Here is a 26,904-nt window from a genome sequence, read left to right on the forward strand (position 1 = left end):
TCAGAGCCACAGGCGGGTCAAGGGAATCGGATCGGAGGCGTCTTCGGCGTGGTCGATCAGCCGAAAGTTGTCGTCCTCGACGCATGCCCAGAGGTGGTCTACCGGCGTCGTTTCCGCGTCTGGCAGTTCCTCCTCATCGATGCCAACGTGGCGCATCCAACGGTTGACCTCTGCGACGAACTCACGGGCGGTGACATGCCCATAGCCCCAGAATGTTCCGCCGCTTTCGTCCTCGATCATGCCGAATCGAAGGTCGTTGCCATCGGCGTCCTGGTCGAGCGTGACGAAGTGGTGTTCGTAGGTCGCTTCTGATGTGGTCATGGCGTCTCTCCGTGTGGGGTGTAGGTGTGCGGCGGATCGGCTAGGCGGCGTTGATCGGTGGTGTTCCGAGCGCGGTGAGGGCGTCGTCGAGCGCGGCGAATCGGCCGAAGTTTCCGCCGGCGATGGTGGTGCGCCCGCCGAGCCAGATGCCGATGATGTGGACGGTGCCGTCACCGGTGTCGGTGGTCCATACGGGGCCACCGGAGTCGCCTCCGATGGTGGGGTCATGCCGACGGTGAGGTACTGGTGCTCGCCGAAGCTACGGGTGACTTCTCCGCATACGGTGCCGGTGGTGATGCCGGCGCGGCACACCTTCTGCCCGGGCCGAGGCTCGGGGTAGCTGTTGGCGGTGACGGGTTGGTCGTCGACGAACGGCACGGGGAGGGTGCGTAGCCCGAAGTCGATGAGTCCGTAGTCGGCTCCGCCGATACCTGGCGGGTCGACCAGGGTACGGATGAATGTGCCTGTGGCTCCGCTGTATTGGTCGCGGACGATTTCACCTGGCCGGGTGGCGCAGTGCCCGGCGGTGATGGCGTAGGTGTGCTTGTCGGCACCGATGTAGACCCAGCCGAGGGTGCATGCGTTGCTGGCGGTTTCGAGGCGGTCGCCGGGCTCGACCAGCTGCAGCGCGGCTGCGGCGGGAGCTGCGGGAACGGTGGCCAGGGCCGCAGCCGCGATGGCGATCGCGGCGAGGGTGCGGGACGGTTTCACGCGGTCCTCCGACGTCGGCGAAGGTGACGTTCGGCGTGCCGTTGGGCGCGGACGCCGAAGGTTTCGATCCACGTACCGGCCGTGGTGGCCGCGCGGCGGTGGCGGTGGGGAACTGCCACGGCGGCCGCGGTGCGGCGCACGATGGCGGCGTCGGTGAGCGGTGTGGTCATGGGGTGTTCCATCCGGGTTTGGCGGCTGCTTCGGCGCGGCGCCGCAGGTCGGCAAGGTCGTCGCGGGTGTCGATGAACAGCTGGGTGAGCAGCTCGCGTTCGACGTCGCATTCGGCGAGCTCTTGCATCCGGATCGCATGGTCGCGGAAGGCGTTTCGATAGGCGGTGTCCAGAACGTCGCGAGCGTATTGGCCGGCGTTCTCCCGTGGCGCGATGGCGTCCTGGTAGGCGTCGAACAGGTAGATGGCCAGGCCCTTGAGTTGATGCGCGGTCGGCAGCCGATCGGGGGACAGTGCGAATGTGCTGGGCTGGGTTCGGGCCAAGTCGAGCACGGCGACCGGATCGGGATCGTGGCCGGCGGCGACGAGGGTGCGGATGAGCTGGTATGCCCAGCGGGCGCGGGGCCGCCAGATCGCGGTGTCGGGAACCAACTCGAGGATGGCTCGGACACGGGTTGCGGGCAGCCACAGCAATGCGCCGATCAGCTGGTGTTGGGGTTCGGTCTGCTCGACGAAGGCCTCGGCGCGCCAGTCGTCGGCGGGGCGCTCCTCGAGGTCGTTGTCGCTGAGTCGCAGCCAGGAGTCATCGCCGGACACCGTGGTCCCCGATTCAAGGGTTTGCACGGCGCTCGGACTCATCGCGGGATCTCCTTGTCGATGATGGTGTGCACCACGGCGTAGGCGGCGCGGCCGATCCGGATGCCGTCGTCGAGGAACTGGGCGACGTCGCGGCCGTCGCGGCCTTCGACGAAGTCGGGGTCTTCGATTGGGCCGCGCAGCTGGGAAAGTTCTTCGCAGGCGCGCTGAAACGAGGAGATGCCGGCGGCGATCTCGGTGAGGAGCTTCTCGCGGGTGCGGCCGACCAGTTCGTTGTGCTCGTCGTAGTCGGTGGCGGTGGGTAGATGGTGAATTGTCATGTCGTTACGGTCCTTTCGCGGGATTGGCCATGTGGCGGCGGGCCGTCAGGCCACTGCCATCTGAGCGGCCAGGGTCTTGATGCGGTCGGGCCGGAATCCCGACCAGTGCTGGTCGCCGGCGACGACCACGGGGGCCTGGAGGTAACCCAGGGCCATGACGTAGTCGCGGGCTTCGCTGTCGAGGGTGATGTCAACTTTTTCGTAGTCGATGCCCTGCTTGTCGAGGGCCTTATAGGTCGCGTTGCATTGGACGCAGGCGGGCTTGGTGTAGACGGTAATTTGAGACATTTCTGGCCTCCGTTGAATTGAGTTGGCGGGGTTTATATTTACTGATTCTACTGGCACTTATTGGGTTATGCCACACCTATCCACAAGATCTTTATTGCACTTTCCTATCGTTTATCCACCTCCAAAATGATGTACGCACCGATACGGCTAGCACCGCTTCATCAGATGTCTGCTGCCATTCTTTTTCCGTTTCTGGCAGGGTAGTTACCGCTGGTTGCGGCGTGTAATGCAAGGTTTCGGGCGGAAAGTTTTCAGTGAGCGTAGCGAGCGTCTCGGAAAAGTTTTCGCGCCGGAGGCCGCAGCGGATGCGGAGCCGATGGCCTTGCATGGAATCGCCGAAACAAGCGCATAATTCCAACTGCAGAAACGGGGAGCTGTTGTTTGTGATGCCGCGCCGATAATTACTGTTGGTTCGCGAATTCGTGATTAATCTGTGACGTGATGGGCCGGTAGCGCCGAAGGCGTTTCCGCACGGCGTTCGGCCGGGAGCCGCGGGCCCGCCGGCTGGCTGCTCGGCGGGCCCGGCTCTGTTCGGGTCAGAGGGTTTGCAGCATCGTGAACGCCGTGGTCTTGAGCGTCTGGGCGCTGCTTCCGGCGGTGACCGCGCGTAGCGCGCGGACGGCTTCGGGGTTGCCGCGGCCCCGAACCTTGGCGTGGTGGTCGACGTACTCGGTGACCGCGTTGTAGGCCCCCCAGCGGGTTCCGGCGACCGGTGCGACAGTGGGGGAGGACACCCACAGTTTGACGATGCCGCTGGCTTGTTCGCGGCGAGCGTTCTTGGCTGCCAGGCTGGTTGCGCCGTCGACGTCGACGAGACGGTTGGCGAAGGCGCAGACCTCGTCGGTGTCCATCAGGGTCGCGTAGAGGTGGGCGGCCTCGGACTGGAACACGTCCAGGTAACGCCACGCCATCCGCAGGGCCTCGCGGGCTTGCTGGATGGCGATGCGGGCGCTGCCGGTGTGGCGGATCGCGAAACTGGCCTTGGCTTCGCGAATCGCTGCGGTCTGGGTGTTGGCGCATACCACGCGGACCGGGGTCACGATGCCGCGGAACGCTGCGGTGCCGTCATGTGAATTCAGTGCGGCGATATACAGGTCGGTGCGGTCTTTCGAGCCGTCCTTGCCGTCGAACACCATGGTTTCGGGCAACTTCAGGGTGACGAACGTTTGGCGGCCGCCATTGAGGGCACCAGCGGTTTCGAACACCGCGCCGCTCTCGTCAATGAGCGCGGTCAAAAAGTCGCACGAGCCCTCGTTCTGCAGGGGCTGATACTTGCTGCCGACGACACCAAGCACGTCGATCTGCCCGGGGACGATGGGGTTATCGCGCACGGTGGCGTAGTGATCGGGCACAACGAGCGGGTCCGGGGCGATCACAGTGCCGTCTGCGGTCACGATGGGTTCCTGAGCGACCTGCAACGGCACCTTGCGCACGTTCCATCGGGCAAGGTGGGCGGCCTCCAAAACTTCCTGCGAGGTCATGAGGTGGCCGACCTGCTGGCCGAGTTGGTGCCAGGCGTCAGTCTGCGAGTCGGCGAAGCTGACGCGGCCACGGGTGGAATCGAGTTGGTGAGCCATGGTGAGAACCTTTCGCGAGGGGGCGACTCGGGGCCGCCCGTTCTGTTTGCCTGTCCGGCAAGGAGATCGAGAACCGGCGTCAGGGCCGGGTAAGCAGCAAGGGCCCGGCGGAGCCGGTTTCACCGGCGAGCGCAGCGAGCCGCGAAACCGGTGCCGAGCCGTAGGCCGAAGCGGTGCCCTTGTGCGGCCGGACCGCCGGTTACGATCGGAGGCCGGAAGGCAAACCACATCGTGGGCCTACGCCGGAAGGCGTAGACGTATCCCGCAGCGCCGCAGGCACTTCCGCTTCGCCGAGCCGAGCGGGCTGCAGAGGTTCGTGTCCTCCACAGCCCGCCCGGTCAACTACTCGGCGTCCTCGCTGGGTTCGCCGTCCTGGTCCTCGGCTTCGTCGGCCTGCAGGCTCTCGTCGTATACCTCGTCTGCGGTCCGCTCACCGACGATGACCTGTTCGACCGGGGTCAGCTCGTAGGAATTGGCGACCAGGAAGCGCAGGTAGTCGACGGGCTTGACCACGTCGTAGCCGCGGTAGCGCCAGGAATCCTTGGGTGTGCGGGCTTCCAGCGCACCCAGTACCAGCCCGAGGGTGACGACCTGTGCGCGGCCATCAGCGGTCGGTGCAAGCTCGCTGACCATCTTCTTCACCGCGCCGGTCGAATCCGCGCCGAGCAGCTTGGCCGTTTGTGTCGCCCCGTGGAACTCCTTGATGAGGCCAGGGTCGCGGACCAGGCAATCTGCGACGAAGATCGCCGCACCCTTGGGCGGGGTCTTGCGGACGAGCAGCTTGGTCACGAACTCCTGGCGCACGCGAGCGGCGGCCTCGGCCATCCGGTTGAGGGCGATGACCTTGCGGCGCTCACGCCGCAATTCGGCCGCCCGCTGGGCCTCTGCGGCAGCCGCTTCCTCGCGGGCCTGCTGCGCGTCGGCGTCGGTCACGTCAGCCTCGTCCCGGCCAGTGGTGTCCTGAGCCACACGCCCCGAGACCTGGTGACCGAGCTGCAGGCCAGCGGCTTGGTAGTCCAGGCAGTACCACTCGGGCGAGTAAATCGTTGTCTGGACCACGCTGTTGAAGTGTCGCAGGCCCTCTTCTGGGGTGGCCTCGTCGTCGTCCCGGGTGGCCCAGTCGATCGCGTCCTCGTCCACGATCTCGCCGGTTTCGGCGTCGGCGTAGCCGTCCTCTTCGTAGAGCATGACCGCCCAGTGCGCGGGATCGGTGACGGCGTCCTCGGTGGCGCGTTCCCCGTCTGCGGTACGCAGGTATTCGATTGCCAAGCAGGTGGTGTCGTCCCATACGGGTGCCTCGTCGTGCTCGATCACGCGGTAACCGCGTTCGGTGAAGTCCTGCACGGCGGCGGCATAGGCGCGGTCCCGCTCGCGCGCCTGGCGCAGCTCTTCGACGCGGAAGGCGAACCGGGTGGTCCCGGCGACGGCGATCAGCTTTTCGATTGCGTCGTCGTCGCCGTCGAACTCGCTGAGTGCGGCGGCTTCTTCCAGGCTCAGTTGGCCGGTGTCGAGTGCGGTCATGGCAGCGTTCGACTTGGCCGCTGCCGCAGCGGCTTTGACCGTGTCGCGCTTCACCGACAGCTTCTTGGCCACCTTGGTCTGTGAGACTCCGGCACTGAGCATCTGCTGGATGCCGCGTGCGCGCTGGGCCTCGGTGATGGCCTTGACGTGATCGTTGGTGACGATCTGGTGCACGATGCGCTCGATGGTTTCTTCGCTCGCGTCGGCTGCGCTGGAGGGCAGCACGTACACCGGCACGGTGGCCAGGCCGAGTTCGCGGGCCGCAAGGGTACGCATCTGGCCGTTGCGGACGCGGATCACGTCGGCGTTGTCGGCGCTGCGGACGGCGGTGATCGGCGTCAGGACGCCATTCTCGGCGATGCTGGCCAGGAACGACTTGTCGAGGATCGCTTCGTCACGCACGTTCTCACCGATTTCCAGCGTTGCGGGATCGAGGTGTTCGAGCGTTCCGAACTGTGCGGTCTCAACAACGTCCTGCTGGGTGGTGTCGGTCATCTCAGTACCTTTCAGGTGGGGAGCGACCCGGAGGCCGCCCGTTCTTTTTGCCTTTTGGCACTGGAGATTTGGGCGGGTGTGGGGGAGCCGGAGTGCAAGACCCGGGCGCAAAGTCTTTCCCCCCGAAGCCAGCGGGAGCGCAGCGAGCGCGGCGAGCGTAGGGAAAGAGTTTGCGAGCCCGCAGGGCCCGGAGCGTCGCGCAGCAGCGGAGGCCGGTGTCTTGGCGCGTAGGCGAGCCACCCGCCACAATCGGAAAGTGCAAAAGGCACAAGAAAAGTCACATCACCTGCTCGACGCGACCAGCCGGCACCGCACTACGACCAGCTGATCACCGGTGGACGGCGCCCTGCCTACTCGGGAACCGATTCTGTCGCGCCAAAGCACGGCGGCCCCCACAGGCCGGCGCGCAGGGTCTTAGCCTCGTTCTCCGCCGCGGTGAGATCCGCGAACCGCTGGACCGGGCGCTTGCCGTAGGTGACGACCTGGGACATGCCAGCCCGGACCGACTCCACGGAAAAATCGCGTCCATCAGGAAGATCAAGATAGGCAAGCGTGCGGTTAACTGCACTTTGGGGATCCGCCCCGCAGGAGGGTGCAGGCTCAACTTGTCGGTCGGTGCGTTTAACCTCCACGCAGATTGACCGTTCCATACAGGGGGCTGCGATGGACGATGGAATCGAACCGAGACCCGTCGAAGCTCTCGATGTGCCCGCGGTGGGTGCGGTATTGCGCGGCGACGCCGGCTCGCTGCCGTGGCGAGTGGTGGACGGGTCGGGTTCCGGTGTCGACCATGTCAATGTCTGGTTGGCTGACCTCGATGCAAGCGACTGCTCGCCCGCAACGTTGCGGGCGTATGCGTACGACCTCCTGAGTTGGACTCGTTTCCTTGGCGTACTTCAGGTTTCATGGGCGCATGCGACCCGCGCCGAAGTCCGGGACTGGGTGCGGTGGTACCGGTGCCGGGAGAATCCTCAACGACGACGCAGCTCGTCGAGTTCGGATAGTCACAGACCAACTCCCGGTTCTGTTAACGAGCGCACCGGGAAGCCGTACCTGGAATCCTCCTACACACGGTCGTCGATGAATCGCCGGCTCTCCTCGCTGAGCGGCTTCTACGAGTTCGCCCTCGAATCGGATCTGGGGCCACTCATCAATCCGGTACCGAAATCGCGCGCCGACCTCACCCGGCTCGATGCGCACCGTCAACACTTTGATAATCCGCGTCCTCAGAAGCGTGCGCCGTATCGGCAGAAGCTGGTGGACCGTGCGCCGCGCGCTCTCAGCGACGCCCTGTACGAGGAGATATTCACCTCGCTGAGGACCAACCGGGACCGCGCCATCGTCGCTACGGCGATTTCTTCTGGACTGCGCGCCAGTGAATTGCTCAGCATGCGACGCGGGATGCTCCACGCCGCCGACCATACTGCCGACATAATCCCGAAGGGCGGCAATGGAAGTCGGGTTTTGGTCCGTATCAGTCCCGCCGCGTATCTCTGGATCGCCCGCTACCTTGCTGAGCGCCCCGCAGGGCCGCCGGAAGAGTCGGTCTGGATGACATTGCGGGGCACTCCACGGCCCCTGAGCTATTGGGCCATGCGCCAGATCCTCGAGCGCAGTAACGCGCTGCTCGGGTCCAACGTCACGATGCACGATTTCCGACACACTTTCTGCATGCGTCTCGCCCAGGACGAGAACATGACCATCGCGGAGATGCAGGAGCTGATGCGGCACGCATCGATCGCCAGCACCACCCGCTACCTGCGGCCCAGCGTCACCGACCTGATCGACAAACTCGACCAACACTGGAACCGGCCACCTGCACCTCCACCCGCCCCAGCGAAAGGCTATGCCGCAGAAGACCTCCACGTGCTGTTCGGGCGGGACTCCTGATGCCGCGGGTTCTCACTCGTGCACAGTCAATGCAGAGTTCGTCCGCGTTCCCCAACCATCCCGTCGAGGTGTTGCCCCCGCTGTCGCCGACCCCCGAGGACCATCCGTGGTTCGGAAACCCCGTCACCGCCACGGAGCGCGAGCGCACCATCACCGCCGGGCTTCCTCTGGTGATGGCACGGATGAGTGAGAAGTACCGCAGTGAGGCGGAAGCCCGTAGCGGCGCCCGACTCTGGCTGAGCAGGTTGCTGGACTGGCTGGAGGGCTACGCCGGCGAAAGCTATCAAGACCGTTGGATTGCCAGCGATTCCGACAACCAGCCGAAGGCGTGGTGTCCCGCCCTGTCGACAGGATCGCACACACGGCTCGGAGCACGGCTGTCCATCAACGCACTCATTCTGCTCGGCGTCATTCGCCCGGGCTACGACTGGCTGATCGAGAACAAGCAGGCCCGTTTCTACCGCGACTGGACAACCACCCACGAACCAGAGGCTGGGATCGCTACTTCGCCGCCGCGCAGCAGGAAGGCGCCCCCGAAGTGAAGAAATGGCGAACCGTCACCCACCTGGTACGCATGAGCATCGTCAACGGACTGCCGATCACCGAGCTGCACAGCCGCCATGTGTTGGCCTATCGAGACTTTCTGACCTCGACAGGCAGGATGCCGGGCGACCTTCACGCCATGTGGCATTACGGCCGCCGCGGCGGACTCTTCGCCGGCGAATCCGACGATCTACGGCGTTACCTCATCGCCAAACGCCTCACTCCCACCGAACTGGTCGACCGCTTCGACGTGCGAGCCCCCAGCGTTCGCAGGCTTTTAATCGCCTACCTCGCTGAGATCGCCGTCGGCCAGGACTACGCCAGCCTCGACGGCACCAGCCGAAACCTCGTGAAGCTGTTCTGGAAGCCCATCGAAGACGCCAATCCCGGCATCGACACGATCAGCTTGACCAAAGCTCAAGCAGCTGAGTGGAAAGAGTGGTTGCGCACCAAACCGGACGGCACACCGCGCCGCCACGCCGAGAGCATCCTCGGAGCAGTCCGCAGCTTCTACCTCGACGTGGCCGCCTGGGCCCACGAGGATCCCTCGACGTGGGCACATTGGGCTGTCTCATGTCCGGTCAGCATCCGCGACGTACGAGGGCAGCAGAAGCGCCGGGCCCAGCGGGCGCACCGCATGCAAGCACGCACCCGCACGCTCGCCCCGCACATCGATGCACTCGTCGCCGCAGCCCACCGCGCCTATCTGCAGGCCATCAAGTTGCAAGACATCTCCAAGACCGCGCCGGTCGGCGAACCCTTCGACGTGCAGGGAAGCACCTACATCAAACACGCATCGGGCAAGCAGGCCGACCGGGTGCGCATCAATGCCCTGCAAGATGGAACGGAGAAGCGAGTCGACATCCCCTACACCGTCACCCGCGCCTTCATGACCTGGACGATCATCGAAATTCTGCGCCACACCGGTATCCGGATCGAAGAGATGCTCGAACTGACCCATCTGAGCGTCAAGCAGTACCGCAAGCCCGATGGCACGGTAATCCCGCTCCTACAGATCGCGCCCAGCAAGACCGATCAAGAGCGGATATTCCCCTGCAGCCCAGAGTTGACCACCACCTTGGCGCGACTGGTCGAGTTCATCAGCATTGACGGCCGCGTCCCCCTGTGCTGCCGCATCGACACACAGGAACGCCAGGTGTCGGCGCCGCTGCCGCATCTGATTCAGATCCGCGAGGGTGGACGGTCACGGGTCATCAACCAATGCACAGTCCGAAAATGGTTGTCCGAACTCGCCAACAACATGGCTTTGACGGACACCGACGGTACGGCGCTGCACTTCACGCCCCATGACTTCCGCCGGATCTTCATTACCGACATCGTCAACGCCGGTTTTCCCATCCACTTGGCCGCACAGATTGTGGGCCACAACAACATCGAGGTCACCCGCGGCTACACCGCTGTGTATCAGAAGGATGTCTTCGAGGCGTACGACCGCTTTATCGACAACCGCAGACAGGCGCGGCCGTCGGCCGAGTACCGTGAGCCCACGCAAGCCGAATGGGACGAATTCATCCAACATTTCGGGCAGCGCAAGATCGCGCTCGGCAACTGCCACCGACCCTACGGATCGGACTGCACCCACGAACACGCCTGCCTCCGATGTGATTTCTGCGAAGTCGAACCGACCCAGGCTGCAAGGCTCGACGCGATTCGCGACAACCTGCGCGCCCAGGTAGACGAAGCCCAAAAGAACCAGTGGCTGGGCGACGTTAACCAACTACGCATCACCATCGAGCACGCCGACCGCAAGGCGGCGAGACTGGCAGCCCTGACCGAAGCAGCGCCGGAACTCCTTGTCCCGGACACATCCTGACGGCCCGGAGCGACGCTCCACCCTTCTGACGTCTGGCTCGCTAGCGAGTGGCCGCAGCGACCCGAACACCGCCCGGCGCAGCCGTAGCCTCGCCGAGGGGTTTGGAGCGCCCGGCGCGGACGCCGTTGGCGATGACGACGATTTCAGCGAGTTCGTGCACGGCGACAACGGCGGCAAGCCCGAGTACTCCGGTGAGCGCGAGCGGGATGAGTATCGTGATCAGTCCGAGGGACAGGCCGACGTTTTGGAGCATGATGCGCCGGGCGCGTCGGGCGTGGGCGAGGGCTTGGGTGAGGTGGCGTAGGTCTTCGCCCATGAGGGCGATGTCGGCGGTTTCGATGGCCACGTCGGTGCCCATGGCGCCCATCGCGATGCCGAGGTCGGCGGTGGCCAGGGCAGGAGCGTCGTTGACCCCGTCACCGACCATGGCGGTCGATTGCTGTTGGCGCAGTTGAGCGATCAGGGCGGCTTTGTCTTCGGGCCGCAGGTCGGCATGGACCGTGTCGATCCCGACCTGTTCGGCGAGGGCGGTCGCAGTCGCGTGGTTGTCGCCGGTCAGCATGGCGACCTGATACCCGCCGCGGCGCAGCGCCGCGACGACCTGGGGGGCTTCGGGGCGCAGTTCGTCGCGCACCGCGACCGCCCCGATCAGCTGGTCGTTGTCTTCGACGAGGACCGCGGTCGCGCCGGCGGCCTGCATCGCGGAAACCTGATCGGCCAGCGGGCCGGGATCGAGCCAGCCGGGCCGCCCCAACCGCAACCGGTGGCCATCGCGGTGGCCGGTGAGCCCGGCGCCGGTGACCGCCTCGACATCCTGCGCCGGCCGGACCGGGCCGTTCGTGGCGGCGAGAATCGCTGCGGCCAGGGGGTGTTCGCTGCGGGCTTCCAATGCGGCCGCGACGTCGAGCACGTGGTCGCGGGTGGCGCCGCCGGTGGGGGCGACGTCGATGACGGTGGGCTTGTTGGCGGTCAGGGTGCCGGTCTTGTCCAGGGCGATGGTGCGCACCGCGCCGAGGGCTTCCAGCGCGGCGCCGCCTTTGACTAGGACGCCGAGCTTGCTGGCCGCGCCGATCGCGGCGACCACGGTGACCGGCACCGAGATCGCCAGGGCACACGGCGAGGCGGCGACCAGGACCACCAGGGCCCGTTCGATCCACACCACCGGATCACCCAACACGCTGCCGATCACCGCGATGGCGGCGGCGGCGATCATGATCCCGGGGACCAGGGGTTTGGCGATCCGGTCGGCCAAGCGTTGGGCTTCGCCCTTGCGGGACTGCTCGGCCTCCACGATGGCCACGATCCGGGCCAACGAGTTATCCGCCGCGGTGGAGGTGACCTCGACCTCGACTATGCCGGTGCCGTTGATCGACCCGGCGAACACCTCAGCACCGGGCCCGGCTTCCACCGGCACGGATTCGCCGGTGATCGCCGAGGTGTCCAGCGCGGTGCGGCCCGAGACGATCACCCCGTCGGTGGCCAGGCGTTCACCGGGTTTGACCAGCATCCGGTCACCGACCCGCAATTCGCTTGGCGCAACGACGGTTTCGGTGCCGTCCCGCACGATGGTGGCCTGATCGGGGACCAGGGACAACAACGCGCGCAGGCCGTGGCGGGTGCGGGCCAGCGAGTATTCTTCGAGGCCCTCGCTGATGGAGAACAGGAACGCCAGCATGGCGGCCTCGCCGACCTCGCCGAGGATGACCGCACCGACCGCGGCGATCGTCATCAGCGTGCCGACCCCGATCTGCCCTTTGGCCAGCCGGCGCAGGGTGGAGGGCACGAACGTCCACGCCCCGATCGCCAAGGCCAGCCCATACAGGCCGAGCTCGACCGGGCGGGGCCCGCCGACCCAGCCGACCACATACCCGGCCAGCAGCAGCACGCCCGCCGCAGCGGCGGCGCGCAATTCGCTGACCTCCCAGAGCCGTTCGGGTTCGCGTTCGTCCTCGTCGCGGTCGTCGCCGCAGCCGCACGCGTCACTCATCGGGTTGCCTTCGGTTGGGTGGGGTGGCCGTAGTTGGGGCACAATGCGACCGCGTTGCCGGTGGCCTCCAACACGGCCTCGGCCGCGCGGAACATCTCCAGCAGCTCCGGGCGGGCCAGCCGGTACACCGAGGCCCGGCCCTGCGGCCGGTAGTCGACCAGGCCGCAGTCGCGCAGGCAGGCCAGATGCGCCGACACCGTCGACTGCGCCAACCCCAGCTCGCCGGTCAGATCCACTACCCGGGCCTCACCCACGGCCAGGCGCCGCAGTATCGCCAACCGGGTGCCATCGGAGAGGCTGTGAAACAACGCCGTCGCCGCATCCAAGCTCCCGCACATCGGGGTCCCGACCACACCACTTTTCATCGCCACACGACGATGATAGCGTCATGCATCATTGATCGGTCAAACCGGGCAACATCGGCGGCTATCGATGCCGAGTGTTCGGTGCGCCGATCCCGGACAGGCAAGGGGGCCGGTGATGATGGCGTATGCCGCGGCGGGATTGTTTGTGGTGTTGATGCTGGTGATCGGGGCGTGGCGGCGCCGCATCCAGCTGGCCCGCACCGGTGACAGTGGTAACCGGCGCGGATGGCGCCCCGAGCCGACGCTGGAATGGTGGGCGTTGGCGATCGCCGACCTGGGATATCTGCTGGTCGGGGTCGGGGCGCCGGGCGCCGCTCTGGCCGGGCTGTCCGCCCTGGATATTTTCGACCGCGGATGGGTGCAGGGCCTCGGCGTGGTGGTTGTGGCCGGCGGGATCGTGCTGACCTTGGTCGCGCAGTTGGGGTTGGGGGAGTCGTGGCGGATCGGGGTCGACGACACCGAGCGGACCGAGCTGGTCACCACCGGCCCGTTCGCGGTTGTGCGCAACCCGATTTTCACCGCGCTGCTGGTCACCTTGATCGGCTTGGCCCTGATGGTGCCCAACCTGGTAGCGATCGCCGGGCTGGTGATCGCGGTCGTCGGGATCGAATTGCAGGTACGTGGGGTGGAGGAACCCTATTTGCGCCGGGTCCATGGCCGCGCCTACACCGACTACACCGCCGCGGTGGGCCGCTTCCTTCCCCACCTGGGCTGCTCCCGTGACCATCAGACGATGCGGGGCCGGTGATGTTGCCCGACAACACCATTGATTTCACCAGGGTTGAGGTGACGGTGGCGTTCGTCGATCTGGCCGGCTACAGCGTGCTCACCGAGGCCTGCGGCGACCGGGAGGCCGCGTGGTTGGCGGCGCGGCTGGCCGACCTCGCCCACGCCGCCCTCCAGCCCGGGGTGCAGGTGGTGAAGACGATTGGGGATGCGGTCATGCTGGCCGCATCCGCCCCCAACCAGATGATGGCCACGATGACCGTCCTGGCCGACCGGGTGGCCGGTGCCGATGGATTTCTGCCGATACGGGCCGGCATCCACCACGGGCCTGCCATCGGCCGCGGCGGCGATTACTTTGGGCATGCGGTCAACCTCGCTGCCCGCATCACCGCCCTGGCCGGCGCCGGTGACGCGGTGATGACTGCCGCGATCGTGCAGAGACCCGCCACCGCGCCCTCGATGAAACCTGCCGCGTGCTACGCCCGGGCGGCCAGGTCATCGCCGTCGACCTCGACCCGCCACCCACCGCCCGCGCCGTCTTCGATCTCTATATGCGGGTCGCCGAGCGACCCCACGCCCGCGACGTGCTGGGCACCGGCCTGGCAGACGCGTTCACCGCCCACGGCCTGACCGTCACCTGCCACCAGCCCGCCCGCAGCTGGGCCCGACCTTTCCAAATCGTCCACGCCCGGAAAGGGGCATCCGAACGGCGCGCGCCAGCCGCATCCTGCTCGCCACCACCCCGCAAACGCGCGCACCAAGACCCACGATAGCTCCGCCCACTCCCGGCAGACACGCCAGTCCATCGATGAATCGCCTTGACTAGTGCAGATAAGTGCGACCGTATCGATCGGTGAGGCCCTGGGTCGGATCGGTCACCATCGAAACACGCTGCCCCACTGGGAGAAACGCACTTGCCCATGCGGCGGACTCTGGGCCATAGCAGCCGACCGTCCAGCCTCGCTTATGGGTCTCGGGTGCGTTGATACCGAGGATCCGGATGCGGAGTCGCCCACGGTCGTCGTGGCGGATGTCGACGGTATCGCCGTCGACTACTCGGACCACCGCGGCGTTAGTCCCACCGGCGGGGTCGGCGTTGCCGACAATGGGCGCGCAGGAGGGGACCAGGAGGCAGCAACCCAGAGCGAACACGAGGACAACAGCGCGCCGAATCAGGACCATAGGCTCATTGTTTGCCCTGGACCTGGGGTTATTCCACATCCAAACCGCGACAATCGGGGATGTCGACGCACCGCGTGAAAGCTGGAATACTTCGAAAGTGTGTTCGATAGCGTGTTCGATGACTGGTCGGGTGAGATTTGCGGGTACCGGACCCTGCACCTGGTGGACCGGCCGGTTCGCATCGACACGGCCAAGGCCTTCCCCGCTCTGGGCGCTGGCCCGCGTCGCGACGAACTTCCGATGTGGGTGAAGGCCGGCGGGTACTCGATCAGCGGGCCGTGGATGCCCGGACGCCAAATCGCATGGATCCGGCGCGCCAACGACGGCGCCTGGATCGCGGTGTGCCTTCTTCCGATCAGCAGCGGCAACGGCCACGAGCACACGACGATGCAGCTCTGGCTCGAAGCCGACACCATCGCGCCGCTGGAATGAACATCAGTGCTGCGCGCAGGGTGAGTGGTGGGAGTAGCACGATCCGCCTACAGTCGGCATCCATGACGAGACTTCGCGACCGCGACCGGATGCTCGAAACCCTCCGAAGGGATCTCGTTGCCGCCGAATCATGTTGCAGTGCCACTGATTTTCGGCGGCTACGACATGCGGTTGACCGGTTCGCCGACCGGTCAGACGTTGACACTCCGATGGCCGAGCGGGATCACCTCCGAACAGGAATAGGTGTGTTGCGCGATATGGCGCGGGCAGTCGAGCGCCACACCGGCCGTTGGCCTGATCAGGCCGAGTGGCTGCCTCTGCCGACGTAGCGCGCGCTTTCAGGCGCAAGACGTCTCACTAGTCGGTGGCGTCTGCCGCCGGCGCCGGCGTTGGTAGCGCCTGCAGCCAAATGCGAGCCCCCCAAATCGCAAGCACGCCGAGCAGCGGCGGACCGAATAGAACCAGTGCGGCAAGAACCGGGCCGTCCGCAGGATGTTGATTGATCGCCCTGCCTATTGGGTAAAGCGCAAAGTTCCAGGCGGGAAATAGAACAGCAGCAATCTTTCCGAGGGACGATCTTACGACCTTACGATCCGTTGTGGAAAGCACGGTATTCGCCCATTTTAGAACCGCGGCTAACCCTGCGAGCACAAGGCAGTAGACCAATGCGTACACCCCTATCGCCGAGCCCAACGTGATGGCTCTCCGAGCTTCCTCGATGTCCGCACTACTGAGATTCCGAGGCGCAGCCACAAGATAATTGTGTACGACGTCTGCAGATACGAGCGCGAGAGCCACGTACGTGGCAGCGTCCATAGTTTTGGCGACAACCACGAACCTGGGACGATTGGAAATCGCTACCAGCTTGGCCAAGCCTTGCGCGGCGGCGTGCGGTATTGCCACAAGTGCAATGAGCTTCCCGACCAGTGCCCACATTTCTACCGATGTATCCATTTCCCCCCACTTAGAATGACATTTGGATAGTTTTGTCACGTGACGCCAGGCCGTGAATTCTTCCTACCTGGAATGACTGATTAGCGAACGTCGGACATCATCCATTCATCCCAGTTGCGCGCTAGGTGGGCGTCTGCCGTGGCGATCTCGCCGTCGGTGAGAGCCTCGCGGAGGCTTTGTCGGATCAGCGCCCGAATCTCATCAGCGCGCACCGGTCGACCGATGCCGGCGGCCAACCGCACGGTGTAGTCGCTGACAATCTGCATGAACAGAGCCGCGTCGGTGCGCCAGGCCCAGCCAAGGACGCGGCCCATGATGCCGCCGGCGCTGTAGAGTTCGCCGCCATTCTTCTTGCAGTCCTTGACGATCCAGTCAACCTCTCGCTGCACCAGCGCTTGGAGCATCGACGTCAGCACGTAGGCGTCGTCGATGATCCGGGCGGTCGCCGGCACCAGGTGGGCCACGACATTCGCACCGGACACGATGTGCGCAGTTTGCCCTGCTTGAGCTTCGGAGACCAGTGCGTTGAACTTCGTCTTCGCATCGGTGATCGAACGCATTCTTGTCGGGTTCAAGACGACCATAAGGCGACGGTACCACCCATGACTCGTATTCAGGTGCATTTGTAGACGTACATATCGACCTGATTTCAGACCTGAATAAAGATCCGATAAGCTATCTTATGTCAGTTAAGCGCCACTTAACGGCAGCGATTAGCGCCTATTGACAGGGTCGCGCATACCCCTCATGCTGGGTGAATGCCATCCAGCAGTCGCTTGGTCGATCTGATCGACTGGTACAAGAATGCTCATCCGGAGGTCACGGACGCCGAGATCGCACGACGGGCCGGCGTGACCCGGGCGAACCTGTCTCAGTGGCGCTCCAACGGTGTGCGTGGATGGCCGGCGCGGGCCACGCTCGACGCGTTGGCCGTCACGATCGGCCGGCCATATCGAGAAGTGCTCGACGCGGTATTAGTCGATAGCGGCTACGCGGACACCGGCAGCAATTCAGGCACCGCCGCACGGCCGTACCAGGTGGTCCTCGACGACGCGGTGCGAGTGCTCACCGAAGCCGCCAGACTCACCAACCAGCCGGTACGTCAAAAGACCAATGGCTCTTGGGAACCCGACCTCGATGCCGATGGCATACCGATCGATTGGGCCGCGTTCGTCACCACCGCTCTCGCCGGCGCGGCCGCCAACATCGGTGGCATTGACGCGATCTTGGCAGGCCGGCCCGGCTCCTGGGAAGCCGACGTGGTTCGCGATGCCCTCAATGCCGCTGTGGGCCACGATGAATGGGATCTGTGGCGCCACCGCACCGAACCGGTCAACGTCGTCGTCCACCCCGAACGGATCCTGTTCGATATGGATTCGTCTGCGTGGTTCGACGAATTCGACGCTGCCGAGACTGAACTGCAACGCCGCGAAAACGCGATCAGGCCCAGCCATACATACAGCTACCCTGGCCACGAGCTCACCGAGCAAATGCGGGCCTACTACACAGATCTAGGTGTCGAGATCATCGACGGTCCTCCCCCACCGCTCCCAACGGTCGAGGAGATCGAGGCAGCGATGGCGGCCGAACGGGAGAACCCCACCGAACTCACCCCCGAAGAGCAAGCGACCGAGGACGCCCTAGCAGCCATAGAAACACTGAGCAACCGCCTGGAAGCCCTCCAGCGCGAAGAACTCGCCGAATACGGGCAACGGCTCGCCCAGGCCGTCAGAGAACGTCTCACGGCACTTGAGCTGCCCGTCCCGGTGACCGTCTCGGTCGACCTCGACACCCCATGGGACCAGGCCCCAGATAGCCCACTTGAGGCGTGGGCCACCGGAGCGATCGAACGGGCGATCGCCGCGGCGATCGCCGAAACCCCAACACCTGACACACTTCCCGGCACACCCCTGGAGCGGGCCGAAGCAGCCCTCGCCGGCGAGAACGGATCCACCGATGAATGAACCCGAACTCGCCAAGCTGTCGGAAGCCTCAGACCAGTGTGGGATCCCCGTCGACGTCCTCAAGATCATGGCGGCCGACGATCTACTCCCCCAGGTCGTCCGCGGCCGCGGCGGCCATGTGTACTTCCCACGGGACTCCATCCCAACGTGGAACGAATGCGTCAAGCTGCTCGAAGAACAACGCGACCGCCACCTTCGCCGCGCAGCGGCAATGCTGCGCCGCCTGGAAACCGAACTCGAGGCGGTCGGTAACGACATCAACGAAGCACGTGAACAACCGCGACAGACCCTCGGGATCGATCTGATGAGCTTCGGGCACTGGCCATACCAACGCGGCGCAACCCTCACCCACGGGCAGCCGATCATCAGCAGTGCATTGGAACAGTTCGCATTGGAACGCCTGGCGATCGTCCGCTACCACGACGCCTATCTCGACGCGCTCGCCTTCAACGGCCGCAAAGAACCATGAGTGACGGCTACTGGGTGGTCAGCGTCAACCGAGACACCGGCGAGGCCACAACATCAGACCGGATCGACGACAAAGACAAGGCATGGGAGGAAGCAACAAAGCTGGAGAGACCCAACATCTTCACTACGGTCGTCCCGCGCCGCCACGGAGCGCCGCGACGCGACCAGCCCTAGACCGCACGTCAACCCACTGGAGAGAGCGGCTCTTACGATGACTGACCGTCCGCGCACCGATCCCGAGCAACCGGCCACCGGCCACCACCGAACACCCAATTGGCTTCGCGAAGCTGCGGCCGGCTTGACGGAGCGCGTGAGCAAGCGCGGGATGACTCTGACCGTCGAGATCGCGGAATCGTTTCTGAGAGAACAAAACCACTCCACCGCTCGCGAGCTCGGCATCGATGAGCGCAACTCCCGGCAGTACCTCGACGACGACACTCTCGACGAGCTCGCTGACGAGCTCGTGTCCACCTTCGCCGACGAAGCGCCGGGAAGTAACCTGTTTGACCTTCCACGGACCGCCCACATCAGCGTGGCCAACCTCGGCCGGCTCATCGCCGGCCTTGCCGAGGCCATCCAGTTCTACGGAACTTTCCGACAGATCGACGATGCCGATCGGCGCGCCAGAATCCATGAGATCGCCCAGCTCTTGTCGCTGGTGGGCCTGATTCAGTCCGATCACACCGTTGGCCCGGTGGCCGCTCCCCCGGCGATGCTTGCACGGATTGCGCGGACATTGACCACCGTCGCCGACCTCACTGACAACGACGACCTCGCCGCGGCGCTGCGCCGCGATGCGATGCGAGCCCGGTCCGGATCGAAGTCGTGAGCGCGGCGTTGGACCTCGACGACCTCGTCGATCTCTCGCACGTGATCCAACAAGTCGTCGGCCGCTCGCTCAGCCCTGACGAGTCCTCGCGCCTGAAGACCGCATATCAAACTGCTGGGTCGCCGGCCGGCGCCACACTCCACACGCTGCGGACCGCGCTGGAGCAATCCCCACGGTGAGCGCAACGCCTACCGCTTAGCCCCAGGTCATGGTGTGTTTCTCCGGTTCGATGTCGTGGCTTGTCAGACCGGGGAGCGAAGATGTATCCATGGGCAAACCTTGCAAGCACCCCGTCCGCCCGGACGGTCCTGTCGTGCCGGCAGCTGCAGGCGGCACGCGATGAGTGAACCGACCGGTGCCGACCCGCGGGTCCGGGTAGCGCCGAAGCGCCGCGACGTGAAACTAGGCGACTTGACGATCCTTGTTCGCGTCCCCGGCAATCCTGTTGCGACAGCGACTTTCACCGCAGACGAGGCCGATGAGGCGCAGCGGTACGCCGATGAGCACGCCGCTGCCGGCGCCGTCGTCGTACCGCTGCCGGGATCGATTCCGGATCCTGCGTGGGACTGGGAAACCAAGACATGGGTTTCCAGGACGGGCGACTGAGCGAGGCGGGGGCGCCTGTATGCGCGATGAGAAAGCGGTGATCACCCACCATGAAGCCGGCCATGCCGTCGCTGCGCTGATGACGGTCGCCGGCGATCTCGAAGGCCCGGTGTCGGCTTGCATTGTGGCCGGCCGCGGCACTGGCAATACCAAGATCAACGACTGGGTGATTGATGAGCCGGTGCAGGCCGCGTTTGTCTTCTATGCGGGCCCGTGGGCGGAGGCTCGCGTGCAATGGCGGCAACCTGCCCTTGAGGGTTTGGACGACACCGACGCCAGCGGAAGATCGTTCCGCATGGCTGTCAGAGCGGCCTTCCTGGAAGGCGTCGGCCGGACGGGCGATCTCGCCTATTACAACGGAATGGCGAAGATCGATTCCAGCATCCCCGAGAGGGAAACGGATTGGTCCCGCGCACTGGAACGCGCGTGGCCAGTCATCGGAGCGTTGGCGAAGGCGCTGCGGGACGGATTGGACGCCGCTGAGCCAGGACCACACCCGTACGCCGAATTGCCGGACAACGACGGCCTCACAGCGACGCGATACGAGATCGCCGGCGACGACGTCGTGGCGTTGGTGCAGCCGCAACTCGAAGCACGCGGGATCTGGCGCTCGGTCACGTAGCTCGTGCGCCGGCTGTCCTGAGTTGCCGGTCTCCGGCTGTTAAGGGTTTGCCGCGGCCGAAACCGACCCGAAGCACGGATCCGCGCGAGGACCACTCCCCTACCCCACCGTCGATGTCTGCCCTGTGCAGGAGCTTCGTGCTCACCGGTGTTTCGGACCGGACAGCCCCCGCATATCACCACACGTCGCGGATCCAGCCACCTGCAAAAACAGTCTGGCGGCCACGTACAGGCCCCAACATCACGCTGAGCTATAGGCAACACCCGCCGAGCACTCCGAAACGCCTGAGCGGATACCAGAGCCCATTCTTGTGTGTTCCAGGTTCCGGCGGGGTACACACTTCCGACAAAAGGCCTGGTGGGAGGTATTCGGCGGCGCGGGTTCGCGGAGCCGCTCCCCTACTCAGCGGGCGGTGCGCACAATGGGCTGTCGTGCGCGGGCACGCGTTGCGTTACAGGCTGCGATCCCCATTCCAAACTGCATGGTGTGCCGCGTCTCTCGGCACACTGGTGGGGATACCGCCGCTGTGATGTTCAACGGAATACGTTGCGGGACGGCGTGACATGTAAGCACACCGGCGCGGTACCGAGCATTGGCACGGACGGGTAACCGAATAGTGCATCCACTGCGATGCGTGGCATGACGCTGCGCCACGCTCGCCACGGACAAGCCGATATCGCCTCCTATTGGCAGGCGGATTGGCCCGGCAGTCTGGTCAGCGATGCGAGCGTGGACTGTCGCGCTCGTGCTAGTCAGTATCCGATAGCGGGCGGTGGAGACCGTGGATGGCGACATTGGTCCGCACGGCCGATGACGGATCATTCTCGACATTGCCGTTCGAGTGCCGCGCCACGCTCCGCGAGCAGCGTTGGTCAACATCGCGATACACGCGACACGCCGTGTCGTGAAAAATATTTCTGGTGCCACCCGATGGGCAGCCTGACCAACGATTGCGGTCACTGCGCGGTGTCCTATGCGATAGCTGTTATCCACCACGGCTCCCTGCATCGGGTGCCGCCAAACGCGAACGCAGGTGGACATCCGACCAGCCCTCACGGTATCGCGCAACATATGTGGCCATACCTGCAGCAAGGTATGCAGCCTGGCACCTAGTCAGGTATTGAGTCAGGTATCCAGCCGCATGCGTAACGGGGTGTGACAGGTGACCTGACATGGGGGTTTGCACTCGGTATGGCAGGCCATCATGCACCGAACTGCATGCCGTGTGCGCCTGCGAGTGGGCGCAAATGCTCGCGCGACGCCATGGCCAACAGCTTGACGACAAGCGCGTACACGCGTCGACGGGGTTACGTGCTCCGGGATCGAGGTTCGCACGCGGCATCACGCATGCGGCCCGACGGGGATCATCGCCACGTTTGCTGCAGATCGACGTACAGGTGGTGATGGCCGGGCACTGATTGGCGGCTTGGCCCGGTGTCATGCGCTGAGGCGTGCGTGGCATCGCCTGGCGTGTCGCATTGGCCGCCTTAGACTTTGTGAACCATGAGCGTGCATGGTGTGCGGCACCTTCGGCGGTGCTGTTCAGCAGGCGCGCAGAACCCCCGATACTCGCAGAGTGAGGCGCCCGCATGACTAGCAGCGTAGCCGCTTGGGATGAATCTGGGCCTGCAGAACCCGCAGTCGATTGGCGACGTTTAGGCAAGGTCTATCTATTCGGAAATGGCAAAGGAGGGGTCGGCAAGACGACGTGTTCGACTCACGCGGCAGCACTTGTCGCCTCTGATGGAGCAAGAACTCTCCTGGTCGATCTCAACGGCCAGGGCAACGTGGCGACCATCTTGGGTTTCGCCAATACCGAAGCCAACGACCACGGCCGGAACTTGTTCAGCGCCATCACCGCCGGAGCACGGCTGACTCCGGTTCGAAATGTCCGGCCCAACCTTGACGTGGTTCCGGGTGGCCCGTTCGTCAAGCGCATCACGCCCGTGCTGTCAGCCGAGATGGGGAATCCGCACACTGCAAAGCACGTCCTGATGTCGCTTGCGCTGGCGCTGCAGGAGATCAGCGATTCGTACGGTTTGATCATCATCGACTCACCTCCGGAGAACCAGACACTGCTCCAGCTGGCACTCTGCGCCGCAAGATTTGTGGTCGTCCCGATGAAAACCGACGCTTTATCGCGAACGGGTTTGCGTGAGCTCGCCGGGGACTTCCGTGCGATGAGAGAACACAACCCATACCTGATCCTGTTGGGCTGCTTTGTATTCGCCTCAGGGACGAACGCGACAGCGATCCGCAAGAAGACGAAGGAGAATGTTGCGCGGGATCTCGGACAGAAGGCCGGCGAGGTGATGTTGACCTCGTTCATCCGTCATTCGGAGGCGGTCGGTGAGCAGGTTCCCGAGTACGGGCGCCTGGCTCACGAGTTGGAGAAGGAAATCGTCAATAACCCGAAGCATTGGGAACTGAAGAAGGGCACGGCCGCCAACGCGCCGGTGGTGAGCACGACGACTCAGTTGGTGGCAGAAGACTTCGCGAAACTGACAAAGGAAATACTCACGCGTGGTGCCAAGATGCGCGCCGAGATGATGGAAAAGGGAGTGTGGCCGTGAGCAACAACCTGACTCGACAAGAACTGCCGGCAGAGGATCTCGGCGACCTCACAGCCCCACCAGTACGCGGCGCCGGCCTGTCCGGTCTCCTCGATGAGACTCCGGCGCCACCGCCCCAGCACGATGTTGATCCAGTAGATGCAGCGGAGACATTTGAGCCGGCAGGAACGGCTGAAACGTCCGAGGAGGACGAGGTGGTGACACCGATACGGCCGCTGTCCTCTACACGGGCACCGGCCCCGCGCAAGCCGGGCCGGCCCCGTACGCGCACCAAGCCAGCTTCGGCGGTGTATGTGACCGCGGGTGTGAAGAAGCGGTTCGAGAAGTATCGGCATGACAACAAATCGACCAATTTGCAGGTGGTCTTGGAGGCGATCAGTGCCATGCACAAGGCCGGCAAGCTTGACCAGATCATCCAGGAGTCGCGGTACAGCACGGCGCCGGTGAACGACCTGTTCCCTGCTGATCCCTCCGCGGTGCGTTATCTGGGTGGTGGGAGTTCGCAGATCTCGTTCAGCCCAACACCGGAGCAGGAGGCGGTGATCGACCAGATCGGCAAGAAGTTGGGTTTCGATACCCGGTCCACGTGGATTGCGCCTGTCCTCAACGCGTTCCTGCCCGGCAAGAAGGACGCGACCGCTCATTGAGCGATGTGGATCCTGCGGCCTGCAGGCCGCCTCCACCATGCGAGCCAGTCGTTGACGGTCGCAGATCTCACCGGTCGCAGTGATGCGCCGCCTGGCCGGCGGCGCATCACTTGTCGACGGTCTCCGAGCTGTTGTCAACGGCCAGGGCTTGGCCGAGCAATTCGATGGCGGCGTCCCAGAGTGTGTGCGGGTTTCGCCGGTAGTAGACGCGGCCCATGCCGTCTTGGCGGGTGATCAGGCCGGCCGCGGTGAGGTCTTTGAGTGGCTGCTGGATAGCGCTTTGCGCGTTAAATCCGAGCTCCACGGCGAGGTCGCTGGGGTTAACCAGGCCGTCGCTCTGCGCGATCGCCGCCATGACGGCGAGTCGGTGTTTCTGGCCGAACACCACCCGGGAGAGCTCTTGAACTCTCTCGGATTGGGCGTACGACGACACGCCTGACATGCTATTACAGGATTTCTGTTACAGGTTCCATGTTACTGATATTCTGTTACACAGATCGTGTAATGCCTGTTCAGAGCGGTATTACACGCAGTATCGCGACTTTGAACGGAGTGCGCACATGCCGGACACACCGGACGTCGCCAAGGCGCCACGTCGCCGGAGGGACTGGCGGCACAACGAGACTCGTGCCAGCGACAAGATTGTGGCCAAACGGGTCACGGCACTCGACCACAAAGCGCTCACCAAGCTCGCGGAAGCCCAGGGCGTCAAGGTCGCGGTGCTGCTCGAACCGTTCGTCACCGAGCTCATCAAGCAGGCTCACGAGTATTGCGAGAAGAACGGCGTGATTCTGGAGCCGGCCAACGCGTCCTGAGGGCATCAGCCGAGTCAGCCCATTTTTCTACGCAGCGAGGATCCGGCCACCCAGCAGGTCGGCGACTATGTCGATGGCTTCTCGCTCGATATCGATGTTGTCCATAGGTGGGGGACCGGTGCACATCGTGAGATCCAGGTAAGCCCGTTCGGTGTGCTCGTCGAGACCGGCGGAGCGCGCGGCTCCGGCCAGTGTTTCTTGGGTTCCGATGTGGGATTCGCCGCTACGGGCTTGCTCGCGTTCGTCGAGCCACTTCTTCCAGGCGGACCTTTCGGCCTGATGGCGTTGCAGGCGAGCAGCGCGGTAGTTGCCCAGTTGATGACTGTTGGCGATCGCGTCGAGCTCGACGGGCCCCCGCACGACGACACCTCGGCCGGCGCGTTTGAGTAAGCCGGCCACTTCCAGATCGCTCACCATGGCGTCGCCGGTCGCTCTAGGCACCGCGGCCGCCGCGTAGATGTCGGCCTTGTTGGTCAGCCCGTGGTGGGCGACCAGTTCGTAGATTCGACGCAAGTGGTGGCCCAGGACGATCCAGGCGTCGTGCACCGGCTCGATGCGAATGCGTTCACCGGCCGCAGCGTCATTTGTCACGCGATTCTGGGTGGTCAGAGCGTACACGTCGGCGTCAGTTCCAAGGTGGTGCCTGACCAGAACTAGTGGCGCACCGGCCCTTTCCCGAAGGTCTGCCAGGACACGCCAGATGGTGTCTTCGCTCAGCAGCCCCGAGCTTAGTGAGAGAGAGCGGCCGCCGACACCTACCAGCCAGGTGCCTGATCGTTGGTCTCCGGCCATCACAGCGTAGAAAGCGATGCTCTGCAGAACGGCGTGCACTGTCCACCGATAGCGCTTGCCGACGAATTCACGGTCGGCCCAGGCGATTGCGTTGGCAAGCCAGTCCCGAAGATCCTTCGGTCCGCGCGGTCCTGGGGTGTATCCCCCCGGTGAGTTCTTAGTCTTGTGCCGCGGGGGAGAGGACTTTAAGACGTTGTTGATCAACCAGTCGAATGCTTTGGCGACATCGCGTGTGAGGGCCTGATCGCCGCGGTGGTCGTAGCGGGTGTAGGCGGATCCGAGTCCTTGTCGCCATGGACCGTTCGGTCCGATCATCTCGCGCAAGGTGGCCAGACTGTGGCCTCGGGCGATGGCGTTGACAACCACGGATTGGCGGGCCTCGTGGTTGGACTGCCATGTGCGGCGCGCCGGATTGATGGTCCCGTCGGTGGCGTAGGCGACGACGTCGGCTGGCAGTGGGTCGTGGCGGACGTAGGGTGCGCTGATTCGTTGGTCGTCGCCGGCGCCCACGGTGTATTCGGCTGCGGCGGTTGCCGGCTGCGTTGCAGGCGTGGAGCGAACGGGTGGATTCAGGGCGCCGAGGAGCATCAGCAACCGCGGCAGGAGAGTGGGCTCGGATCGGGTGGTGAAGGCCTCGACTGCGGCCTCCAAGGTTCCGTCGAGCTGTCGGTAGCCACCTTCGCGGCAAGGTGATCCCGGCGGAGTCATGCACCCTGTGTCGGCGTTGGTGTTCGGGGTGATGTCGAGGGTCGGGAGTCGGGCGGCGAGAAGCCGCACCAGGTGGTTCATTTCGTCAAGTGACGCCGACGTCCCGATGGCCAATGGGCAGATCAAGTGCCGGCCGCCGCTGCTGGATCGGTCGGTGACGACCACGCCGCCGCATTGGGTGATCCATTCGGCTGCTCTGGCCAGGTCGTCGGCAACGGCCGCGGGGCCGTGCAGTTTGGCATCGAAGTCCAACCAGAGTGTGTGGGTTCGACGACGTGTGTAGAGGTAGAGCGCGGCAGGCCGGCTCGGAAGTCGCTCGCAGTGCTTGGCGGTGTCGCTGAACTTCCCCGTTTCGGGGTTCCACAGACGCATCCGGCTGCGCCCGGGCGCAGCAAGGAGTCGCGCCAGCCGTTTCCACACGAGCTCCGGCGGGCAGGTCGCCGGCCTGAGATCGGCTGCGAGGACTGCCGTAGTCACGGGCTGGTTACGGAAATGGGTTGCAGGCCGGGCCGATTGGGCCGAGCTGCCAGCGCCAGTATTGCAATGGAGTGTCGTTCATTGCGGCTCACAAGGGTGTCCTTTATCCTGGAGCCAGCCTTTGTGGTCGGCCCCAAAATCGGTGTCAGAGAATTCGGTTGTTACGGGTCGCCTGAACGGAAGTTGGCGCTTCAGTTCAGGTTTCGGATGTCCCCGCTTCGGCGGGGATTTCTGGCTTTTGACCCTGGGGCGTCTTACGCTGGGTGTCGCGCTCGACGCATTGTGAAGTGATAGGCGTGCCTCCTGGTGCTCGTGTTGATGCAGAGTTTGGCACGAAACGCCGGTTAAACCGGTCAGACACGCTGGTCATGCCCGTGATTGTCGACAACGGGTCAGCACGTAGCTTCGATTCCGACGTCCTGGCGGCTCCGCGTGGCTCTTTGATGTCGGCGTTTCGAGCATCGGCGAGGTGAACTCGGCGACCCGAACTC

General features: G+C 64.7%; 28 protein-coding genes. 14 read left to right on the plus strand and 14 right to left on the minus strand.

The features are described 5' to 3' along the window. From AWC31_RS11730 to AWC31_RS11760, 8 genes are all read right to left on the minus strand, one after another. Complete coding sequence (locus tag AWC31_RS11730; protein ID WP_085144431.1) at positions 1 to 1,032, minus strand: chymotrypsin family serine protease; 1,032 nt, start codon at positions 1,030 to 1,032, stop codon at positions 1 to 3. Then, the gene (locus AWC31_RS36805) at positions 1,029 to 1,202 is read right to left on the minus strand and encodes an amidohydrolase (RefSeq protein WP_109749078.1); all 174 of its coding nucleotides are present in this window, start codon (positions 1,200 to 1,202) and stop codon (positions 1,029 to 1,031) included. Before AWC31_RS36805 ends, AWC31_RS11730 begins: the two co-directional genes overlap by 4 nt. Continuing rightward, a complete protein-coding gene (locus tag AWC31_RS11735; RefSeq protein WP_234816819.1) occupies positions 1,199 to 1,840 on the minus strand; it encodes a hypothetical protein in 642 nt (213 codons plus the stop codon). Before AWC31_RS11735 ends, AWC31_RS36805 begins: the two co-directional genes overlap by 4 nt. Further along, positions 1,837 to 2,118 carry a hypothetical protein gene (locus AWC31_RS11740; protein ID WP_085144432.1) on the minus strand — a complete coding sequence of 94 codons (282 nt, stop codon included), beginning with the start codon at positions 2,116 to 2,118 and terminating at the stop codon, positions 1,837 to 1,839. Before AWC31_RS11740 ends, AWC31_RS11735 begins: the two co-directional genes overlap by 4 nt. Positions 2,119 to 2,163: 45 nt before the next feature. Then, complete coding sequence (locus AWC31_RS11745; protein WP_064917908.1) at positions 2,164 to 2,406, minus strand: redoxin NrdH; 243 nt, start codon at positions 2,404 to 2,406, stop codon at positions 2,164 to 2,166. Positions 2,407 to 2,942: 536 nt separating this feature from the next. After that, positions 2,943 to 3,983 (minus strand): DUF932 domain-containing protein, encoded by a 1,041-nt coding sequence (locus AWC31_RS11750; protein WP_085144433.1) that lies wholly within the window; start codon positions 3,981 to 3,983, stop codon positions 2,943 to 2,945. Between the two features lie 342 nt (positions 3,984 to 4,325). Beyond that, positions 4,326 to 5,999, minus strand: a complete 1,674-nt coding sequence (locus tag AWC31_RS11755; RefSeq protein WP_085144434.1) for a ParB/RepB/Spo0J family partition protein — start codon at positions 5,997 to 5,999, stop codon at positions 4,326 to 4,328. Positions 6,000 to 6,349: 350 nt separating this feature from the next. Continuing rightward, positions 6,350 to 6,649 carry a thermonuclease family protein gene (locus AWC31_RS11760; protein ID WP_085144435.1) on the minus strand — a complete coding sequence of 100 codons (300 nt, stop codon included), beginning with the start codon at positions 6,647 to 6,649 and terminating at the stop codon, positions 6,350 to 6,352. 13 nt (positions 6,650 to 6,662) lie between these two features. Here AWC31_RS11760 and AWC31_RS11765 point away from each other — a divergent pair, with 13 nt between their 5' ends. The 3 genes from AWC31_RS11765 to AWC31_RS37830 all read left to right on the plus strand — a co-directional run bounded on the left by AWC31_RS11765 (position 6,663) and on the right by AWC31_RS37830 (position 10,266). After that, entirely contained in the window at positions 6,663 to 7,889 is a 1,227-nt protein-coding gene (locus tag AWC31_RS11765; RefSeq protein ID WP_085144436.1) for a tyrosine-type recombinase/integrase, read from the plus strand. Between the two features lie 29 nt (positions 7,890 to 7,918). Further along, positions 7,919 to 8,431: a hypothetical protein gene (locus AWC31_RS37825; protein ID WP_234816820.1), complete on the plus strand. Its 513-nt coding sequence runs from the start codon at positions 7,919 to 7,921 to the stop codon at positions 8,429 to 8,431. A gap of 350 nt (positions 8,432 to 8,781) precedes the next feature. After that, entirely contained in the window at positions 8,782 to 10,266 is a 1,485-nt protein-coding gene (locus AWC31_RS37830; protein WP_234816821.1) for a tyrosine-type recombinase/integrase, read from the plus strand. A gap of 40 nt (positions 10,267 to 10,306) precedes the next feature. On the opposite strand, the gene AWC31_RS11775 is transcribed toward AWC31_RS37830, so the two are convergent. Then, entirely contained in the window at positions 10,307 to 12,253 is a 1,947-nt protein-coding gene (locus tag AWC31_RS11775; protein ID WP_085144437.1) for a heavy metal translocating P-type ATPase, read from the minus strand. After that, a complete protein-coding gene (locus AWC31_RS11780) occupies positions 12,250 to 12,618 on the minus strand; it encodes an ArsR/SmtB family transcription factor (protein WP_085144486.1) in 369 nt (122 codons plus the stop codon). Before AWC31_RS11780 ends, AWC31_RS11775 begins: the two co-directional genes overlap by 4 nt. Positions 12,619 to 12,733: 115 nt before the next feature. On the opposite strand from AWC31_RS11780, the gene AWC31_RS11785 reads away from it, so the two are divergent. Together AWC31_RS11785 and AWC31_RS11790 are read left to right on the plus strand one after the other, a co-directional pair. Beyond that, positions 12,734 to 13,366 carry a methyltransferase family protein gene (locus tag AWC31_RS11785; RefSeq protein ID WP_234816822.1) on the plus strand — a complete coding sequence of 211 codons (633 nt, stop codon included), beginning with the start codon at positions 12,734 to 12,736 and terminating at the stop codon, positions 13,364 to 13,366. Further along, entirely contained in the window at positions 13,366 to 13,974 is a 609-nt protein-coding gene (locus tag AWC31_RS11790; protein WP_234816830.1) for an adenylate/guanylate cyclase domain-containing protein, read from the plus strand. Before AWC31_RS11785 ends, AWC31_RS11790 begins: the two co-directional genes overlap by 1 nt. Positions 13,975 to 14,166: 192 nt before the next feature. Here the strand turns inward: AWC31_RS11790 and AWC31_RS11795 are convergent, their stop codons facing one another. Next, positions 14,167 to 14,526, minus strand: a complete 360-nt coding sequence (locus AWC31_RS11795; protein ID WP_133060149.1) for a thermonuclease family protein — start codon at positions 14,524 to 14,526, stop codon at positions 14,167 to 14,169. 99 nt (positions 14,527 to 14,625) lie between these two features. Between AWC31_RS11795 and AWC31_RS11800 the strand changes: the two genes are divergently transcribed. Then, a complete protein-coding gene (locus AWC31_RS11800) occupies positions 14,626 to 14,958 on the plus strand; it encodes a hypothetical protein (RefSeq protein WP_234816823.1) in 333 nt (110 codons plus the stop codon). A gap of 1,034 nt (positions 14,959 to 15,992) precedes the next feature. Here the strand turns inward: AWC31_RS11800 and AWC31_RS11810 are convergent. Continuing rightward, positions 15,993 to 16,496 (minus strand): hypothetical protein, encoded by a 504-nt coding sequence (locus AWC31_RS11810; protein WP_133060151.1) that lies wholly within the window; start codon positions 16,494 to 16,496, stop codon positions 15,993 to 15,995. A 174-nt stretch (positions 16,497 to 16,670) separates the two neighbouring features. Between AWC31_RS11810 and AWC31_RS36815 the strand changes: the two genes are divergently transcribed. From AWC31_RS36815 to AWC31_RS11850, 7 genes are all read left to right on the plus strand, one after another. After that, entirely contained in the window at positions 16,671 to 17,876 is a 1,206-nt protein-coding gene (locus AWC31_RS36815) for an XRE family transcriptional regulator (RefSeq protein WP_110775041.1), read from the plus strand. Beyond that, complete coding sequence (locus tag AWC31_RS11820) at positions 17,869 to 18,345, plus strand: DNA-binding protein (RefSeq protein WP_085144442.1); 477 nt, start codon at positions 17,869 to 17,871, stop codon at positions 18,343 to 18,345. Before AWC31_RS36815 ends, AWC31_RS11820 begins: the two co-directional genes overlap by 8 nt. 210 nt (positions 18,346 to 18,555) lie before the next feature. Next, on the plus strand, positions 18,556 to 19,173 hold the full coding sequence (locus AWC31_RS11825; RefSeq protein ID WP_085144443.1) for a hypothetical protein: 618 nt from the start codon (positions 18,556 to 18,558) through the stop codon (positions 19,171 to 19,173). A 339-nt stretch (positions 19,174 to 19,512) separates the two neighbouring features. Continuing rightward, positions 19,513 to 19,779 (plus strand): hypothetical protein, encoded by a 267-nt coding sequence (locus tag AWC31_RS11835; RefSeq protein WP_085144445.1) that lies wholly within the window; start codon positions 19,513 to 19,515, stop codon positions 19,777 to 19,779. Between the two features lie 19 nt (positions 19,780 to 19,798). Then, complete coding sequence (locus AWC31_RS11840) at positions 19,799 to 20,401, plus strand: hypothetical protein (RefSeq protein WP_085144446.1); 603 nt, start codon at positions 19,799 to 19,801, stop codon at positions 20,399 to 20,401. 1,589 nt (positions 20,402 to 21,990) lie between these two features. Beyond that, positions 21,991 to 22,974, plus strand: a complete 984-nt coding sequence (locus tag AWC31_RS11845) for a ParA family protein (RefSeq protein ID WP_085144447.1) — start codon at positions 21,991 to 21,993, stop codon at positions 22,972 to 22,974. After that, entirely contained in the window at positions 22,971 to 23,621 is a 651-nt protein-coding gene (locus AWC31_RS11850) for a hypothetical protein (RefSeq protein WP_085144489.1), read from the plus strand. Before AWC31_RS11845 ends, AWC31_RS11850 begins: the two co-directional genes overlap by 4 nt. A 106-nt stretch (positions 23,622 to 23,727) precedes the next feature. Here AWC31_RS11850 and AWC31_RS11855 read toward each other — a convergent pair whose 3' ends face one another. Then, a complete protein-coding gene (locus AWC31_RS11855; RefSeq protein WP_374214052.1) occupies positions 23,728 to 24,054 on the minus strand; it encodes an ArsR/SmtB family transcription factor in 327 nt (108 codons plus the stop codon). 127 nt (positions 24,055 to 24,181) lie between these two features. Between AWC31_RS11855 and AWC31_RS11860 the strand changes: the two genes are divergently transcribed. Further along, positions 24,182 to 24,436, plus strand: coding sequence for a hypothetical protein (locus AWC31_RS11860; RefSeq protein ID WP_085144448.1), 255 nt, complete (start codon positions 24,182 to 24,184; stop codon positions 24,434 to 24,436). A gap of 27 nt (positions 24,437 to 24,463) precedes the next feature. Here AWC31_RS11860 and AWC31_RS11865 read toward each other — a convergent pair whose 3' ends face one another. Continuing rightward, positions 24,464 to 26,413, minus strand: coding sequence for a hypothetical protein (locus AWC31_RS11865; RefSeq protein WP_085144449.1), 1,950 nt, complete (start codon positions 26,411 to 26,413; stop codon positions 24,464 to 24,466). Positions 26,414 to 26,904: the final 491 nt, after the last annotated feature.

The organism is Mycolicibacterium wolinskyi, assembly GCF_002101965.1.
Lineage (GTDB): Bacteria > Actinomycetota > Actinomycetes > Mycobacteriales > Mycobacteriaceae > Mycobacterium > Mycobacterium wolinskyi.